This is a genomic window from Massilia sp. CFBP9012 (assembly GCF_034045115.1).
GTDB lineage: Bacteria > Pseudomonadota > Gammaproteobacteria > Burkholderiales > Burkholderiaceae_D > Telluria.
In genome coordinates this window covers 110,278-127,581 of the sequence record NZ_JAXCWM010000003.1, presented here as the reverse complement: position 1 = coordinate 127,581, position 17,304 = coordinate 110,278, and the positions used below count along the sequence as shown (strand labels likewise).

The 17,304-nt window shown below is 66.6% G+C and carries 12 protein-coding genes; 6 read left to right on the top strand and 6 right to left on the bottom strand.

All coding sequences use genetic code 11. From position 1 onward, the window contains the following. Positions 1-2 precede the first annotated feature (2 nt). Together SOM61_RS05480 and SOM61_RS05475 are read left to right on the top strand one after the other, a co-directional pair. A complete protein-coding gene (locus SOM61_RS05480) occupies positions 3-1,187 on the top strand; it encodes a TIGR03088 family PEP-CTERM/XrtA system glycosyltransferase (RefSeq protein ID WP_320473170.1) in 1,185 nt (394 codons plus the stop codon). 22 nt (positions 1,188-1,209) lie between these two features. Continuing rightward, a complete protein-coding gene (locus SOM61_RS05475; protein WP_320473169.1) occupies positions 1,210-3,105 on the top strand; it encodes an XrtA/PEP-CTERM system amidotransferase in 1,896 nt (631 codons plus the stop codon). Between the two features lie 39 nt (positions 3,106-3,144). Here SOM61_RS05475 and SOM61_RS05470 read toward each other — a convergent pair whose 3' ends face one another. The 3 genes from SOM61_RS05470 to SOM61_RS05460 are packed head-to-tail and all read right to left on the bottom strand — an operon-like array spanning position 3,145 to position 6,420. Next, a complete protein-coding gene (locus SOM61_RS05470) occupies positions 3,145-4,047 on the bottom strand; it encodes a hypothetical protein (protein ID WP_320473168.1) in 903 nt (300 codons plus the stop codon). Positions 4,048-4,060: 13 nt separating this feature from the next. Beyond that, positions 4,061-5,056 (bottom strand): NAD-dependent epimerase/dehydratase family protein, encoded by a 996-nt coding sequence (locus tag SOM61_RS05465; protein ID WP_320473167.1) that lies wholly within the window; start codon positions 5,054-5,056, stop codon positions 4,061-4,063. After that, positions 5,056-6,420 (bottom strand): UDP-glucose dehydrogenase family protein, encoded by a 1,365-nt coding sequence (locus SOM61_RS05460; RefSeq protein ID WP_320473166.1) that lies wholly within the window; start codon positions 6,418-6,420, stop codon positions 5,056-5,058. The genes SOM61_RS05465 and SOM61_RS05460 overlap by 1 nt, the downstream gene beginning before the upstream one ends. A 351-nt stretch (positions 6,421-6,771) precedes the next feature. Here SOM61_RS05460 and SOM61_RS05455 point away from each other — a divergent pair, with 351 nt between their 5' ends. Next, positions 6,772-8,121, top strand: a complete 1,350-nt coding sequence (locus SOM61_RS05455) for a putative O-glycosylation ligase, exosortase A system-associated (RefSeq protein ID WP_320473165.1) — start codon at positions 6,772-6,774, stop codon at positions 8,119-8,121. On the opposite strand, the gene SOM61_RS05450 is transcribed toward SOM61_RS05455, so the two are convergent. Continuing rightward, positions 8,118-9,365, bottom strand: a complete 1,248-nt coding sequence (locus SOM61_RS05450) for a pyridoxal-dependent decarboxylase, exosortase A system-associated (protein ID WP_320473164.1) — start codon at positions 9,363-9,365, stop codon at positions 8,118-8,120. The genes SOM61_RS05455 and SOM61_RS05450 overlap by 4 nt on opposite strands. A gap of 33 nt (positions 9,366-9,398) precedes the next feature. Further along, positions 9,399-10,970 carry an acyl-CoA ligase (AMP-forming), exosortase A system-associated gene (locus SOM61_RS05445; protein WP_320473163.1) on the bottom strand — a complete coding sequence of 524 codons (1,572 nt, stop codon included), beginning with the start codon at positions 10,968-10,970 and terminating at the stop codon, positions 9,399-9,401. Between the two features lie 214 nt (positions 10,971-11,184). Here SOM61_RS05445 and SOM61_RS05440 point away from each other — a divergent pair, with 214 nt between their 5' ends. Both SOM61_RS05440 and SOM61_RS05435 read left to right on the top strand, forming a co-directional pair. Next, positions 11,185-12,393 (top strand): aminotransferase class I/II-fold pyridoxal phosphate-dependent enzyme, encoded by a 1,209-nt coding sequence (locus SOM61_RS05440; protein ID WP_320473162.1) that lies wholly within the window; start codon positions 11,185-11,187, stop codon positions 12,391-12,393. Beyond that, on the top strand, positions 12,390-13,412 hold the full coding sequence (locus SOM61_RS05435) for a GNAT family N-acetyltransferase (protein WP_320473161.1): 1,023 nt from the start codon (positions 12,390-12,392) through the stop codon (positions 13,410-13,412). Before SOM61_RS05440 ends, SOM61_RS05435 begins: the two co-directional genes overlap by 4 nt. Before the next feature lie 31 nt (positions 13,413-13,443). Here the strand turns inward: SOM61_RS05435 and SOM61_RS05430 are convergent, their stop codons facing one another. Beyond that, the gene (locus SOM61_RS05430; protein WP_320473160.1) at positions 13,444-14,487 is read right to left on the bottom strand and encodes a polysaccharide deacetylase family protein; all 1,044 of its coding nucleotides are present in this window, start codon (positions 14,485-14,487) and stop codon (positions 13,444-13,446) included. A gap of 462 nt (positions 14,488-14,949) precedes the next feature. Between SOM61_RS05430 and SOM61_RS05425 the strand changes: the two genes are divergently transcribed. Next, positions 14,950-17,271, top strand: coding sequence for a hypothetical protein (locus SOM61_RS05425; protein WP_320473159.1), 2,322 nt, complete (start codon positions 14,950-14,952; stop codon positions 17,269-17,271). Positions 17,272-17,304: the final 33 nt, after the last annotated feature.

Sequence of the window (17,304 nt, the reverse complement as noted above, 5' to 3'; positions counted from 1 at the left end):
CCATGCATAGCGAGCTGTCCGTCCTGAATGCCCAGCGGCCCCTGGTCGTGCACCTGGTCTACTCGCTCGACGTGGGCGGGCTGGAGACGCTGCTGGTCGACTGCATCAACCGCCTGCCGTCCGAGAAATACCGGCATGCGGTGGTGTGCCTGACGCGTTATTCGGATTTTTCCCAGCGCATCACCCAGCCCGGGGTCGAGTTGTTCGCCCTGAACAAGCCGCCCGGGAACGGCGCGCAAGTGCACGTCGACTTCTGGAAGCTGATGCGGCGCCTGCGTCCGGCCATCCTGCACACCTATAACCTGGCGGCGATGGAGTTCTGCTTCACCGCGGCCCTGGCCGGGGTGCCGGTGCGGATCCATGCCGAGCATGGCCGCGATGCATCCGACCCGCATGGCCTGAACCCGAAGCACAACTTCCTGCGCCGCCGCCTGTCGCCCTTCATCGACCGCTACATTCCGGTCTCCGATGATTTACAGCGCTGGCTGGCCGACGTGGTCCGGATACCGGCCGCGAAGAACCACCCGATCAAGAACGGCGTCGACACCGAACGCTTCAAGCCGCGCGCGGATGCGCTCACCGCAGCTCCCTGGGCGCCGGACGATATCGTGATCGGCGCCGTGGCGCGGGTGCAGGACGTCAAGAACCACCGCAGCCTGGTGGCCGCCTTCGCCCTGCTGCGCGAACGCCTGCCCGCCCTGCGCGCGCGCCTGAAACTCACCATCGTCGGCGACGGCCCGCTGCTGGGCGCGATCCGCGAACAGGTGGCGCAAGCCCGCCTGCAGGACGCGGTCTGGCTGCCCGGCGCGCGCGCCGACGTGGCCGAGCTGCTGCACGGCTTCGACGTGTTCGCCCTGCCCTCGCTGGCCGAGGGCACGCCGGTCTCGCTGCTGGAGGCGATGGCTTGCGGCCTGCCGTCGGTATGCTCGAACGTCGGCGGCATCCCCGAAGTGGTCGCCGATGGCGTGCACGGCCTGCTGGTGCCGGTCGAAACAGATGCGTTGGCCGAGGCGCTGGCGCGCTACGTGCAGGACCCAGACATGATGGCGCGCCATGGCGCCGCCGCACGCGCGCGCATCGAAGAGAAATACAGCATGGACGCCATGCTGCGCGCCTATATGGCGCTGTACGACGGCCTGGTCGCGCGCAAGGCGCCGGCCCGGCTGCATCAACCCTTGAATACCTAAACAACGCAGGAAGTGAACGAGCATGTGCGGAATCGTCGGCATTTTTGATACCCAGGGAACACGCGAGATCGACCGCGGAGCGCTGGGCCGCATGAACGAGAGCCAGCACCACCGCGGCCCGGACGAAGGCGAGCTGTATCTGGAAACGGCGCTCGGCATGGGCCACCGCCGGCTGTCGGTGATCGACCTGGCCAGCGGCCAGCAGCCGATCCGCAACGCCCAGGGCGACGTGGTGATGGTGTTCAACGGCGAGATCTACAACTACCGCGAACTGCGCGACGAGCTGGTCGCGCTCGGCTTCGCCTTCCGCACCAAGTCGGACACCGAGGTGCTGCTGCACGCCTACCAGGCCTGGGGCCAGGACTGCCTGCAGCGCCTGCGCGGCATGTTCGCCTTCGCCATCTGGGACCGGAAAAAGCAGACGCTGTTCCTGGCGCGCGACCACCTGGGCGTCAAGCCGATGTTCTATGCGCTGCTGCCGAACGGCCTGTTCGTGTTCGGCTCCGAGCTGAAATCGATCATGACCCACCCCGAACTGTCGCGCAAGCTCAACCCGCGCGCGGTTGAGGATTACTTCGCCTTCGGCTACGTGCCGGAACCGCACACCATCTTCCACGGCGCCTTCAAATTGGCGCCGGGCCACCGCATCACCCTACGCGCGGGCGACACCGAGGTGAAACCGGAGCAGTACTGGGACATCCCGTTCCAGCGCGGCCAAGAGCGCCCGATGCAGGAAATCGAACAGGAACTGACGGCGCGCCTGCAGGAATGCGTGCAGAGCCAGATGGTGGCCGACGTGCCGCTGGGCGCCTTCCTGTCGGGCGGCGTCGATTCGAGCGCAGTGGTGGCGATGATGGCGCAGCAGAATCCCGACTCGGTGGTCACCTGCTCGATCGGCTTCGACGACCCTGAGTACGACGAATCGAAGTATGCCAACGAAGTCGCCACGCGCTACCGCACCACCCACCACGCCCAGATCGTGGACAAGGACGACTACGGCCTGATCGACACCCTGGGCCGCCTGTACGACGAACCCTTCGCCGACAGCTCGGCGATCCCGACCTACCGCGTGTGCCAGCTGGCACGCAAGCACGTCACGGTGTCGCTGTCGGGCGACGGCGGCGACGAGAGCTTCGCCGGCTACCGCCGCTACCGCTTCGCGATGGCCGAACAGCGCGTGCGCGACAAGGTGCCCGCCGGCCTGCGCAAACCCGTGTTCGGCACGCTGGGCCGGCTGTATCCGAAGGCCGACTGGGCGCCGCGCATGTTCCGCGCCAAGACTACCTTCGAGGCGCTGGCGCGCGACACGGTCGAGGGCTACTTCCATGGCGTGTCGAAGATGCCGGACCGGATCCGCGCCCAGCTGTTCTCGGACGCGTTCAAGCGCGAGCTGCAGGGCTACGAGGCGATCCAGGTATTCCACGAGCACGCGGCCAAGTCGCCGACCGACGATCCGCTGTCGCTGATCCAGTACCTCGACTTCAAGACCTGGCTGCCGGGCGACATCCTGACCAAGGTCGACCGCGCCAGCATGGCGCACTCGCTCGAGGTGCGGGTGCCGCTCTTGGACCATACCTTCGTCGAATGGGCCTCGACCCTGCCGCCAGACATCAAGCTGGGCGGCGGCGAAGGCAAGTACATCTTCAAGAAGTCGCTCGAGCCCTTCCTCTCGCACGACGTGCTGTACCGCGCCAAGAAGGGTTTTTCGATTCCGCTGGCGGCCTGGCTGCGCGGCCCGCTGCGCGACAAGCTGCGCGCCGCGGCGCTGTCCCCGCTGCTGCTCGACACCGGCATGTTCAACGAGCGCTTCCTGCGCGAGATGGTCGAACAACACATCGCCGGCAGCAAGGACTACAGCACCCCGCTGTGGTCGGTGCTGATGTTCGAGACCTTCCTGCGGGTCAGCGCCGAGGCCTGACAAGAAAACGGGGGCTGTCGAAGCCCCCGGTCGTTCCGCTCAGGTCTGCGCCCGGCCCGGGCGCAAGGTGCGCGTGACCCGGCCCAGATACCATTTGGCGATCGAGATATAGTGCTTGCGGGTCTGGCGTAGCCAGGCCCGGGGCGGCTTGATCGGATGCCAGAGCAGGTCCTTCTCGCGTCCGGCGCGCAGGCGGATATTCATGGTCCCGAAGCTGCCGCGTTTCTCGAAACCGTCGTTGGCCACACCCTGGTAGCGCTTGTTGCGATCTTCCTCGGCCACGAATTCGCCCGCGCCGCCGAAGTCCACCACATTCATGCCACCGTGCTTGAGGATGGTGGCCCAGGCGTTCTCGCTGTGCGCGTTCCAGCCCTCGCGGTAGTAGCGGTCGATGAGGTCGAGCGCGGCCCCGCTGATGCGGTAGAAGGTCAGGAAGACCAGCCAGCTGCTGGCCGGGGTGATGTCCGTGCCCGGTGCGCGCAGCATCGAGGAATAGGTCCAGCCGTCGTAGCCGCGCGCCAGGTGGGCGGCGAGCAGGTCGGCCTTGCGATCGGCGAGGCCGGCGAACAGCGCGTGGATGTCGCCCGAATACTCGACGTCGTCCTCGACTACCCAGTATTGCCCGAACTGCGGCTGCCCGCGCCGGAACAGCAACGGCGGCAGGTCGCAGTTGCCGGGAATGAGCTTGAATGGACGCGCCGCGCCCTTGGCGGGATAGCCGAGGGTGTCCATCGCGTCAGGTCCGTAGACGTGGTGCTCGATCTCGATCCCGTCCAGCACCACGCGGCGCACCTCGGTGCGCGCCGACGGCGCGTACGAGATCGCGGCGAACCGGCAGTGCGGTCCCAGCTTCAGGAAGGCGGCCCGGAAGCGCAGCAGGCGCTTCTTCACCATGGCCGGGTCGGTGGTCTGGAACAGCAGGATTTGCGGCTGGTCGTTCATGCGCATTCCCGTCTCAGTTGCGTCCCGGCGCCCAATCGCGGTACCAGGTCCAGAAGTTCGCCAGGCCGGTGGCCAGCGGCGTGGTCGGCGCGAAGTCGACCCACGCCTTGAGCTTGTCGATCGCGGCATGCGTGGCAGGCACGTCGCCCGGCTGCATCGGCAGGAACTCCTTGCTCGCTTCGATGCCCATCACGCTTTCCAGCGTCTGGATGAATTCCAGCACCCGCACCGGATTGTGGTTGCCGATGTTGAACACCGCGTGCGGCGCGCTCGTATCGCTGGCCGGCGTCGGCTTGAACAGCAGCCGCACCACGCCTTCGACGATGTCGTCGATATAGGTGAAGTCGCGCGTGAGCAAGCCCTCGGCGAATACGGGGATCGTGGCGCCGCGCGCCATCTTCTCGGCGAAGCTGAAGTAAGCCATGTCAGGCCGGCCCCACGGTCCGTAGACCGTGAAGAAGCGCAGGCCCGTGGCCGGCAGCTTGAACAGGTGGCTGTACGAGTGCGCCATCAGCTCGTTCGACTTCTTGGTCGCGGCGTACAGGGAGACCGGGGCATCGACCTGGTCGTCCTCGCTGAACGGCACCTTGGCGTTGGCCCCGTACACGCTGCTGCTGCTGGCGTACAGCAGGTGTTCGATCTTGCCGTGGCGGCAGGCTTCGAGGATGTTGCCGAATCCGACCAGGTTCGATTGCACGTAGGCGGCCGGGTTCTCGAGCGAGTAGCGCACCCCGGCCTGGGCCGCCAGGTGCACCACGAGCGTTGGCCGCTCGCGTTCGAACAGCGCCGCGACCTGGGCCGCATCGGCCAGCTCCACCGTGTGGCAGGCGACGCCGGCGGGCGCCAGCAGGGCCGCCACGCGGTCGTGTTTCAGGCGCGGATCGTAGTAGTCGTTGAAATTATCGCAACCGACCACCTGGTGGCCCATGGCCGCCAGGCGCGCCGCCACGAAGCTGCCGACGAAGCCGGCGGCGCCCGTGACCAGGATGCGGTGGCTGCCCCCGATCATCAGGCGGCCTTCCGGCTGACGCGGCCGATACCTTCATAGGCCAGGCCAGCCTCGGCGACTTCCGCCGGGTCATAGATGTTGCGGCCGTCGAAGATGGCCTTGCCACGCAGGGTCTGGGCCAGGTGGCGGAAGTCCGGGGCGCGGAATTCCTTCCATTCGGTCACCAGCACCAGCACGTCGGCATTGTCGACCGCGGCGGTGGCCGAGCTGGCGATGGTCAGCATTTCCTCGACGCGGGCGGCGCCGTGGTCGCGTTCCAGCACGCGCAGCGCTTCGCTGCTGGCCACCGGATCGTAGGCGCGCACGCGGCAACCGGCGGCGAACAGTTCCTTCAGCAGGATCAGGCTTGGCGCTTCGCGCATGTCGTCGGTGTTCGGCTTGAACGACAGGCCCCACAGGGCGATCGTCTTGCCGCTCAGGTTTTCCACGCCGCCGTAGAAGCGCGACAGCTTCTTGAACAGCACGTTCTTCTGGTTATCGTTGACGCGCTCGGTCGCTTCCAGGATGTGCAGGGTCTGTTCGTGGTCGGCGCCGGTCTTGACCAGGGCTTTCACGTCCTTCGGGAAGCAGGAGCCACCATAGCCCATGCCGGCGTACAGGAATTGCGAGCCGATGCGCGGGTCCAGGCCCATGCCGTGGCGCACCGCCTCGATGTCGGCGCCGAGCACTTCGGCCAGATTGGCCAGCTCGTTCATGAAGCTGATGCGGGTGGCCAGCATGGCATTGGCCGCGTACTTGGTCAGTTCGGCGCTGCGCACGTCCATCTCGACCAGTTTTTCATGGTTGCGGCTGAATGGCGCATACAGTTGGCGCATCAGGCGCGTGGCGCTGGCGTCGTCGCTGCCGACCACGATGCGGTCGGGACGCATGAAGTCCTCGATCGCCGCGCCCTCTTTCAGGAATTCTGGATTGCTGACCACCGAAAACGCGACCTTGCTGCCGCGCTTGTCGAGTTCGCCCTGGATGGCGGCGCGCACTTTGTCCGCAGTGCCGACCGGAACGGTCGACTTGTCGACCACCACCACCGGCTGCTCGATGCGCTGTCCGATCGAACGGGCTGCGGCCAGGATGTGGGTCAGGTCGGCGCTGCCGTCCTCGTCGGGCGGGGTGCCGACCGCCAGGAACACGCACTCGGCGTGGGCTATGGCTTCGTCGTAGCTGGTCGAGAACAGCAGGCGGCCGGCGGCCGCGTTGCGTTCAACCATGGTGTCCAGGCCCGGCTCATGGATAGGAATGACGCCGTTCTTGAGCATCGCGATCTTTTCGTCGTTGACGTCTAGGCAAAGGACGGTGTTGCCGACATCGGCAAAACATGCACCCGAAACCAGGCCGACATAACCGGTGCCAATGATAGTGATCTTCATAATTTATCTTGGAAAAGGAATAACTGAACGAAAAAAGACTGAGTACAACAGCAGCATAGGAGCAGCTGTGTTTCTCTTGGGTGAGTGCAAATCCGCAGGACAGTTGCCACAAGTAACAATGCCAGCTGGAACTGAATTTATAGTACCATGGTTGTCAAAAATTTATGCGTCCACCGTCAATCGTGCTGCCGTTTGGAAAAATTTTTCGCATAATAGAGTTATTGCTTTTATTGCATAACCGCCGATGTCCGGGGCCGATGCCGTACTCTCCAGCCATGACCACATCCGCCCCGACCACCTCCTACTCCGGCGCCCTGCTGCATGGCGCCACTCTCGCGAGCCTGCCGAACCGTGCGTGACCTGATATTGCTGTTCGCCTTCGTGGCGATCATTCCCTTCATCTTCAAGCGCCCGGTGGTGGGCGCGCTGGCCTATGCGCTGGTGAGCCTGATGAATCCCCACCGCATGGCCTATGGCTTCGCGCAGAACTTCCCATTTGCCATGCTGCTCTGTGTCATCACCCTGGCAGCCGTCGTGATATCGAGGGAGCCCAAGAAGCTGCCGATGTCGCCCGGGGTGCTGATGCTGCTGATATTCTTTTCCTGGACCACGATCACGACGATCTTCGCCCAGATGCCAGCTGCGGCATGGAGCGACTGGGACCGGGTCAGCAAGATCATGCTGATGATCTTTGTCACCATCATGACGGTGCGCACCCGCAAGGACGTCCAGCTGCTGGCAGCGGTAGTGGCGCTGTCGCTGGGTTTCTGGGGGATCAAGAGCGGATTGTTCGTGATCTTCAGCGGCGGTGGCGAAGGCGTGCTCGGGCCCAAGGCGAGCTTCATCAGCGACAACAACACGCTGGCGCTGGCGCTGGTGACGATCACGCCGCTGCTGGTCTACCTGCTCACGCAGACCCACACGAAATGGACCCGGCGCGCGGTGCTGGGCATGGCCGCCCTGACGGTGCTGGGGGCGATCGGCTCCTATTCGCGCGGCGCCCTGTTGGGCGCCTTCATGATGGGCTTCTTCCTGTGGCTCAAGTCCACCCACAAGCTCAAGACCGGCATCGCCTTCCTGCTGCTTGTGCCGGTCGTCGTGCTGTCGATGCCGGAAGAGTGGATGGGAAGGATGCACACCATCCAGACCTACAGCGAGGACGCATCGGCCATGGGCCGCATCAATTCCTGGCAGTTCGCCGTCAACATCGCCAACGAATTCGTGCTGGGGGGCGGGCCGAACGTCTTCTCTCCCTATATGTTCATGCTGTACGCGCCGGATCCGGAGCGCTATTACGACGCCCACAGCATCTACTTCCAGATCATCGGCGAGCAGGGCTACATCGGACTGGCGATCTTCCTGACCATGTTCGCCGTCGCCTGGCGAACGGGTTCACGCGTGATCCGCTTCTGCCGCGGCAAGGACGACCTGGCATGGGCGCTGACGCTGGCGCGCATGTGCCACGTGAGCATCATCGGCTACCTCACCGCGGGCGCCTTCCTGACCCTGGCCTACTATGACCTGATCTACTATGTGATGGCGATCCTGATCACGCTCGAGAAAGTGCTGATCCGCCTGCCGCAGAAGGACGACATCCCGCCGATGCGCATCCCGTTCCTGCAGGATCGCATCGACCGCTGGCTGGGCAAGACCCCTGCCACGAAGGCGCCGGCCGGCGCACCGGCATCGGCGCTGTACTAGACCAGCACTTCCAGCGCCGGCGGATGCCCCAGGAATTGCGCCGGGCTGGCGCTGGCGCCGTAGGCGCCGGACTGGAACACCACCACCAGGTCGCCGACTTGGGCGTGGGCCAGCGGCATGCGGTCGGCCAGGATGTCGAGCGGGGTGCATAGCGGGCCGGTGGCCGAAGCCGGGCCGCTGTCCGGCGCGTCGCCCGCGGCGTTCATGCGGTTGCCGACCGCCACCGGATAATTCTTGCGGATCACCTGGCCCAGGTTGCCCGAGGCGGCCAGGTGGTGATGCATGCCGCCGTCCAGCACCAGGAATACCTCGCCGCGCGAGACCTTGCGGTCGATCACGCGCGCCACGTACACGCCGGCCTCGCCCACCAGGTAGCGTCCCAGTTCCAGCGCCAGCCGCGCCTGCGGCAGCGCCGCGGCCAGGCGCGGCAGCCAGGCGGCCAGGTGTTCGCCCATCGGCGCCGGATCGATGCGCGCCTCGCCCGGGAAATACGGGATACCGAGGCCGCCGCCGATATTCAACTGGCGCAGCGCCAGCGGGCTGTCGCCGGCCAGCCGCATGGCCAGCTCGATGCTGCGCGACTGCGCCTCGACGATGGCGTCCAGGCGCAGGCTCTGCGAGCCGCTGAAGATGTGGAAGCCCTGGAAATCCAGGCCCAGGGCGGCCACCTGCCGCAGCACGGCGCTCGCTTGTTCCTCGTCGATGCCAAAGGGCTTGGCGCCGCCGCCCATCTTCATGCCCGACGATTTCAGTTCGAAGGCCGGGTTGATGCGCAGCGCCACGCGCGGCGTGATGCCGAGCGCGTCGCCGATGCGCGCGGCGCGCGCCAGTTCGTGTTCGGACTCGATGTTCAGGCACACGCCGGCGGCGATCGCCTGGCGCAGTTCGGCATCCGTCTTCGCCGGACCGGCGAAGCTGATGTGGGCCGGGTCCTTGCCGGTATCGAGCGCGATCTTGAGTTCGCCGCTGGAGGCGACGTCGAGGCCGTCGACCAGGCCCGCCATGTGCTGCACCAGGGCCGGCATCGGATTGGCCTTGATCGAATAGTGCAGCGCCACCTGCGGCGGCAGGATCGCGCGCAGGCCCGCGACCTTCGCGCTGCACACGGCGCGGTCGACGGCGAAGAACGGCGTGCGGCCGACGCGCTCGGCCAGCCGGGTGAGCGGGATGCCCCCCACTTGCAGGACGTCGTCGACGGTCGGAAAATGGATCTGGGGAGCGTGCTGGGGCTTGGTGCCGGTCATGGGAATGGTCTGGAATGCGGTAAGGCCCGGCCTTTACTGGCCCTGGCCGGGCTGGAAGGTCGTGCGCAGCAGGTTGCGGTCGATCTTGCCGTTCGGGTTGCGCGGCAGCGCCGCGTCGCGCACGACGATGTGGGCCGGGATCATATAGGCCGGCAGGCGGCGGCGGCATTCGGCCAGCAGGGCGGCGCGGTCGACCGCATCAAGGTCGGCCACCGCCACCGCCACGATGGCCTGGCCCAGCGTCTCGTCGGCGATGCCGAACACCGCCACCTCGCTCACCAGGCCGCTGGCATGCAGCACGCTCTCGACCTCGGTCGGGCTGATGCGGTAGCCGGAGACCTTGATCATCTCGTCGCTGCGGCCGATGAAGTACAGGTAGCCGTCGGCGTCGCGCCGCACGGTGTCGCCCGACCACACGGCCAGCTCGGGCAGCGGCAGGGCCGGATCCTGGCCCGGGGCCGGGCGGAAGCGCTGGGCGGTGCGCGCCGCGTCGTTCCAGTAGCCCAGCGCCACCAGGGCGCCGCGGTGCACCAGTTCGCCCGGCTCGTCGGCCTCGCACAGGCTGCCGTCGGGCCGCACCACCAGCACCTCGGCATTCGGGATCGCGCGTCCGATCGAATCGGGGCGACGCGCCAGTTCGGCCGGCGGCAGATAGGTCGAGCGGAAGGCTTCGGTCAGGCCATACATCAGGTACACCTCGGCGCGCGGCAGCGCCGCCCGCAGCGCCTCGACCGTCACCACCGGCATGGCGCCGCCGGAATTGGTGATGAAGCGCAGCGTGCAATCGGCCGGCCACTCCAGGCGCGACAGGGCGATCCACAGCGGCGGCACCGCGGCCAGGCCGGTGATGCGCTCGGCGCGCACGGCGTCCACGATATCCTTCGGGAACAGGTAGTTCATCAGCACCACGCAGGCCCCGCGCAGGAAGGCCGTGGTCAGCTGGCTCAGGCCATAGTCAAAGCTCAGCGGCAGCACCGCCAGCAGGCGGTCGTCGGCCCGCAGGCCGAGGTAGCCGGCCACACTGGCGGCGCCGGCCACCATATTCCGGTGCGACAGCACCACGCCCTTGGGGGCGCCGGTGCTGCCCGAGGTGTACAGGATGGCCGCCATATCGGTGTCGATGCGGCGGTGCGGGGCGGACGGTTCCGCCGTCCCAAGCTGCGACCAGCGCAGCAGCGCCTGGCCCGCGGCAGGCGGCGCCGGCTGGGGGCCATCGGTAAGCAGCAGCGCGCGCAGGTCGGGGCAGCCAGCCAGGCTGGCGGCCAATTGGGCCTGGCGTTCGGGCGTCGTCACCAGCAGGCGCACATTGCAGTCGGCCAGGATGTAGGCCACCTGCTCGGGTTTCAACAGCGGATTGACCGGCACGAACACGCAGCCGGCGGCGGCCGCGCCGAACATGGCCACCACGTTCTCGATGCGCTTTTCCATGTACACCGCGACCCGCTCGCCCGGCTGCAGTCCCTGGGCCAGGAACAGGGCGGCCGCCGCTTCCACCTGGCCGGCCAGTTCGCGGTAGGTGCAGCGCGCCGCGCCATAGGCCAGGGCCTCGGCCTCGGGGGTGCGCGTCGCGCTGTCGAAGATGCTGTCGTGGATCAGGTGGTTCATTGCATATGGGGGTCTGGTGGCTGCATGGCGTGAAATGGCGCTGCGCATTCTTCACGCATCTGCAATCTTACCAGTTCGGGCCGCGCAACAAGGGGATTGCATGCTTTTTCGACATCGCTTCATGCGCGTACGCAGCGCCGCCGGTGCGCGGAAACGGCGAGGCCGCATGTTATATTTAAATCATGCCGAGAATAAACACACCAGCAGCGCCAGCATGACTGACACCCGCACCATTCCCTCCGTTCCCGTCCTCTCGCTCGGCACCTTCGCCGGCCGCCGCGCCACCCTGCCGGCGCTGGACGACGCGCCGGCGGTGCAAGCCGTCACGAGCGGCCGGATCGCGATCGGGATGGCGTTGCGCGCGCTCGGCGTCGGGCCCGGCCACCGGGTGCTGGTCCCTGCCTACCACAGCCCCTCGATGATCCCGCCGGTGCACTGGCGCGGGGCCGAGGTCGTGTTCTACCGGGTCCATCCCGACACCACGGCCGACCTGGACGACGTGGCGAGCAAACTCGGTCCCGGCGTGAAGGCCGTCATGGCCACCCATTTCTTCGGCTTCCCGCAAGACTTGCGCGCCCTGCGCGCGCTGTGCGATGCCCACGGCGCCGGCCTGATCGAGGATTGCGCCCACTGCTTCTTCGGCGAGCGCGATGGCGTCGCGGTCGGTGCCAGCGGCGACTACGCGATCGGCAGCAGCATGAAATTCTTCCCCATTTTCGAAGGCGGCTGCCTGGTCTCGCACCGCCATCGGCTGCCGGACGCCCTGACCGGCGCCGGCGCCGGCTTCGAGGCCAAGGCCGCGCTGGCCGCGCTGGAGAACAGCTTTGACCACGGCCGCCTGCCCGCGCTGCGTGCTGCGCTGGCCTTGCCACTGCGCCTGAAGACCGCGCTTTGGAATCGGGTCAAGGCACGGGGCGCGAATCGTGGTGCAAATCCGGGCGCAAGCACGGCCCCGGCACTGGCCCCGTCCTCTTCAGACAGCAGCTTTGCCTTCGATCCGCACTGGCTCGACCGGCGCTCGTCCTGGTTCTCGCGCGCCGTGTTGCGGCGCGCCGGACGCGCGCGCCTCGTCGAGGGCCGGCGCCGCCACTACCTGGAACTGGAACGCGCGCTGGCCGGCGCGCCGGGCTGGCGGCCGCTGTTCCCCGCCCTGCCCGACGGCGCCTGCCCTTGGGTATTCCCGCTGCTGGCCGACCATCCGGAGGCCCTGTTCGCGCGCCTGCGCGCTGCCGGGGTGCCGATGGTGCGCTTCGGCAGCAGCCTGTGGCCGGGAGTCGACGACGCCGTCTGCGCCAACAGCATGGAGCTGGGCCGGCGCCTGTTCGGCCTGCCCGTGCACCAGGAACTGCGGGACGCCGAACGCAGCCGGCTGGCGGCCGCCGTGCGCCGTGCGCTGGAAGACAGCGCGGGAGTGCCGGCATGAGCTGGACCGTAGTCCCGGCGGCCGAGATGATGGCCCGTCCCGACCTGCTGGAACGCTGGCGCCGCCTGCAGCGCGATGCCGGCGGCTCGCCGCTGCTGGCGCCGGAATTCGTCACGCCGCTGCTCGCCGTGTTCGGCACGGGACGGGAGCGGCTGGCCTGGCATGAACAGGACGGATCGACCGACGTCATGGCGGTCCTGGCGCCGACGCGCCCCGGCGCCTGGGACACCTTCCAGCCGGCGCAGGCCCCGGTCGGCCTGTGGCTGCAGCGCGATGCGCGCCCGCGCCCGGAGCTGTTGCCAGGGCTGCTGCGGGCCCTTCCCGGCCCGGCCCTGATGCTGGGCCTGACCCAGTGCGACCCGATGCTGATGGAACGCCCCGCCGCCGGCGCCGGCCTGCGCACCCTGGACTATATCGAGACCGCGCGCGTGACCCTGCCGGCCAGCTTCGACGCGTACTGGAACACGCGCGGCAAGAACCTGCGCGGCAATCTGCGCAAGCAGCGCAAGCGCCTGCAGGACGACGGCGTGCTGACCCGGCTTGAGGCCTGCCGCGCAGTGCACGAGATGGCGGCCGCGGTCGAAGACTACGGCCGCCTGGAAAGCGCGGGCTGGAAGGCGAAGGACGGGACCGCCGTCAGCGCCGGCAACGAGCAGGGCCGCTTCTACCGCGCGATGCTGGAAGCCTTCGCCGCCATCGACGCGGCCTGCGTCTACCGCTACTACATCGGCGAGCGGCTGGCGGCGATGGACTTGTGCGTCGAGGGCGGCGGTTGCATCGTCGTGCTCAAGACGGCCTACGACGAAGGCATCGGCAACGGCCTGTCGCCGGCGCTGCTGATGCGCGAGGAAGCCACGCGCGACATCATCGAAGCGCGCCGCTTCGAACGCATCGAATTCTATGGAAGGGTGATGGAGTGGCACCTGCGCTGGACCGGCGAGGTGCGCACCATGTACCACCTGAACGCCTATCGCTGGCCCTGGCTGGGCCGGCTGCACGCCCGCGCTGCAGGGCGCTGAGCGCGCGCGCGGCCGACGGCAGGTGCGCGGTTCAGCGCGCCGCCTCCAGCGCGCGTGGCGTGGCCTCGGCCGCCGGCGCCAGCGCCGCCCCGACCTGCGACAGCGCCATGAACTGGCCGCCGATCTCGTCGCGGAACCAGGCGCAGTAGTCGTGGATCGTGGAGATCAGGCGTTCGCGGTCGGCCGCATCGCGCACATATGGCGTGTGGCCAGGGACCAGCGAGGGGCTGTGATAAGTGAGCGAGAACACTTCACAGCCGCCGCCACGCAGGGCGCGCGTCAGGCGCCGCATCTCGTCGCCGCTGGCTACTTCGGGACTGAGGCGGATGCGCTCGAGCGCCCGGGTGCGCGCCAGGACGCCGCCCATGCGCAGCGCGCGGCCGGCCGGGCTGCGCGCCAGGTCGAACAGCTGCGGTCCCATGCCGCGCAGCCAGCCGGCATAGCCGGTGGTCACGGGCAGCTCCAGCAGGCGCCGTCCGCCGGCCTCGAACCAGTAGGGATGCTCGTCAAAGGCGCGAAAGTCCGGAGCGCCATCGTCTTCGAAGCGGGTATGCGGCACCACGCTGGCATCGATCTCGTAGCCCAGCGCGGCCACCGCCTCGGCGCTGTGCGGCCCCAGGCCGTAGCGGCCTGACTTGAAGGCAGTCGGCGCGCGTCCGAAGGCGTCGCCGATGGCGTTGGTGAGCATGCGCAGCTTGGCCAGTTCCAGCTCGCGCGGCAGGTTGCCGGCATAGGAATTGAAGCGCGTGACCCGCTCTTCATAGGGCGGCGATACCCATGGGTGGAGCTGGGTGCCGATATCGCAGCGTCCTTCCTGCATCAGCTGGCGCAGGGTGGCGACGGCCTGCGGGGCGGTAGCCACCGGCCAGTCGACCATATACGCGGGCACGATGCCGAAACGGTCGAACACCCGCTCGTGCATCAGGGGCTGGGCCGCGACCGAGGCGGTATCGACGTTGGCGCGGTCGAACGGCCGGTCCCAGGCGAATTCTTCCTCGGTATCGACAATCACGATCAGGACCGGCGGCCGGCCCGGCGCCAGTCGCGCCTTTGCATGATTTGTTGTGCTTAGCATTGCATCATTTCCGCGAAGCCCGGGTACGTTACATGGGTGCAGCACAACGGCCGGCACTATGTGCTTGGTTACAAGTGCCGGCGATGTCACCGGTCCGTGTTGTCATCCTATCACATCGGGAGATTATTCAATGTCAACTTCACAAGTGTGCATAGCTCCCTGATACTAAAATTCAGCAAATACGATAGTGCCAATCTACTGGTTTGTGTGTTTTTCTGCTTAGTCTCTTAAAAAAGCGGTTCAAAAGTATATAAAAACCAAGATTATTGTAGCTTTTTCACCTTTTCCTTTTGAAATCTCTTGACTTTGTTGTCGAAGATTATTTCAAACTCACTATTTCCGTTGTTTTTACGCAGGAAATCAGCAAAATCTGTTCAAAATTGGCCCATGGAAAGTTTATCGGAGTAAAGTTCAGTTCCACACGGAAATTAATTTCCCTTGAGAACTGCTACCTCTACTTACATGACCATCGATCAGATCCCGAGCCGCGCGGTACGTGGCAATGTCAACGCCGCCCAGCCAACCCGTCTGCCGCTGCGCACCGCCCTCGCCGCCATCCTGAGCGCAGCCCTGCTGAGCGCCTGCGGCGGAGGCGGCGGCGATGTCACGGCCGAGACCGTGTCGTACGCCGACTCGAATACCTCGCTGGCCAAGACCACCACCGGGTTCAAGCCGACGCCGACCACGCCGACCGTGCTCACCCCGGTGCCGTCGAACAATCCTGCAACGATCGTCGTCGGCGCGACCATCACCGACGTCGAGATCCAGAACCTGGGCGCGGCCCGGACCAACGTGCCCTTCACCTTCGGCCAGGTGGTCGCGGCCGGCCAGATGGGCGCGAACGAGGGCCTCGCGGCGCGCCTGTCGAACGGCACCGTGATGCGCCTGCAGACCGACGTCAAGGCAACCCACGCTGACGGTTCGGTGCGCCACATGGTTGTCTCCGGCGTCCTCCCGACCCTGGCCGCCGGCCAGATCGAGAAGATCGAGCTGGTCAAGTCCACCGCGCAGCAGAAAAGCGCGCTGACCGTGCAAGACCTGGTCGCCAGCGGACTGACCAGCGAGGTGGTGGTCAAGCAGGACGGCCTGCAATACACCGCATCGCTGAAGGATGCGGTGGTTGCCCCGAAAACGGTGAACTGGCTCTCCGGCCCCGTCGTCAACGAATGGATCATCACCGCGCCGCTCAAGACCGCCAACGGCGTCGTGCACCCGCGCGTCGGCGTCAGCTTCGCCGTGCGCTGGTATCCGACCCTCGACAAGCAGGCCCGGGTCGACGTGATCTTCGAGAACACGATGACGTTCAAGGCTTCGCACAATATGGTCTACGACGTGAACGTCGACGTCGGCGGCCGTTCGATCTTCTCGCGCCCCGCGATGTCGCATCTGCACCATACGCGCTGGCACCAGAGCGGCTGGTGGAATGGCGCCAGCGCACCGGACATCCATGTGCGCCCGAACACCGCATACCTGATCGCGTCGAAGGCCGTGTCGAACTATAACCAGGCCAGCAAGCCGGGCGAAGCCACGCTCGCCTATATGGGCAAGCAGATCACCCCCGACAACACCGGTCCGATGAAGATCGGTCCCCTGGCCGCCGCCATGGGCGGAACCGGTGGCCGTCCGGACATCGGTCCGCTGCCGATGTGGAGCGTGTCCTATCTGCTGTCGCTCGATATGCGCGCACGCAATGCCATGATGTCGGTCGCCGACGGCTCGGGCACCTGGTCGATCCACATGCGCGACGAGAAGACCGGCTATCCGCTGCGCGTTGACAACGACGCCTACAAGAACACGTCGACCCACATGAACCTGGCGAACAAGGGTCCGCTGCCGGTGCCGCGTTGCGTCAATAACGACAAGGTCCTGTGCGGTTCGAAATACACCCACGATACGGCCCACCAGCCGTCGATGGCCTACCTGCCTTACCTGCTGACCGGCGACTACTATTATCTGGAAGAGCTGCAGTTCTGGGCCGCCAGCAATCCGCTGGAAACCGACCCGTCCAATTCCGGCTACGGCCAGGGCCTGGTGCGCTGGCAGCAGATTCGGGGCCAGGCCTGGTCGCTGCGCACGCTGGGCCACGCCGCCTACATCACGCCGGATGCGCATCCGCTCAAGGGGTATTTCGTCAAGCAGCTCGACAACAACCTGAATTTCTACCACGCGACCTATGTGGCGGGTAACCCGAACCAGCTGGGCGTGTACGACGGCTCGGGTACCGGCTCGTTCAAGGTGGTGGCCTCGGCGCCGTGGCAGGACGACTTCCTGACCTGGAGTTTCGGCTACCTGGCCGAGCTGGGCTTCGAGAAGGCGTTGCCGATCCTGCAATGGAAGGCGAAATACGCGGTCGGCCGCCTGACGACGCCAGGTTACTGCTGGATCCAGGCTTCGGCCTACCACCTGGAATTCCGCCCAAGCGCCAAGGAACCGATCTTCAGCGACCTGGCCACGATGCACGCGTCTAACTTTGGCGGCGACAAGATCCTGAACGAGAGCCGGCAGCTGAGCCATCCGAATGGCCTGAAGTACATCGACCAGCCATGCGCCAGCCAGGCCCAGAGCGATTGGCTCCGCGCCGCCACCAAGGGTCACTGGTCGCCAGGCCGGATGTCGGGGTTCTCGGATTCGAACATGGGCTATCCGTCCAATATGCAGCCGGCGCTGGCGGTGGCGACGTCTTCGGGGATCGCCAATGCGGCCCAGGCCTGGACCGTGTACAGCGGCCGCGCCGACAAGCCGGATTACAGCAAGGGCGCCCAGTGGGACATCATCCCGCGCTGATACGATAGCTGCGATATCGTCCGGCTTGCCCAG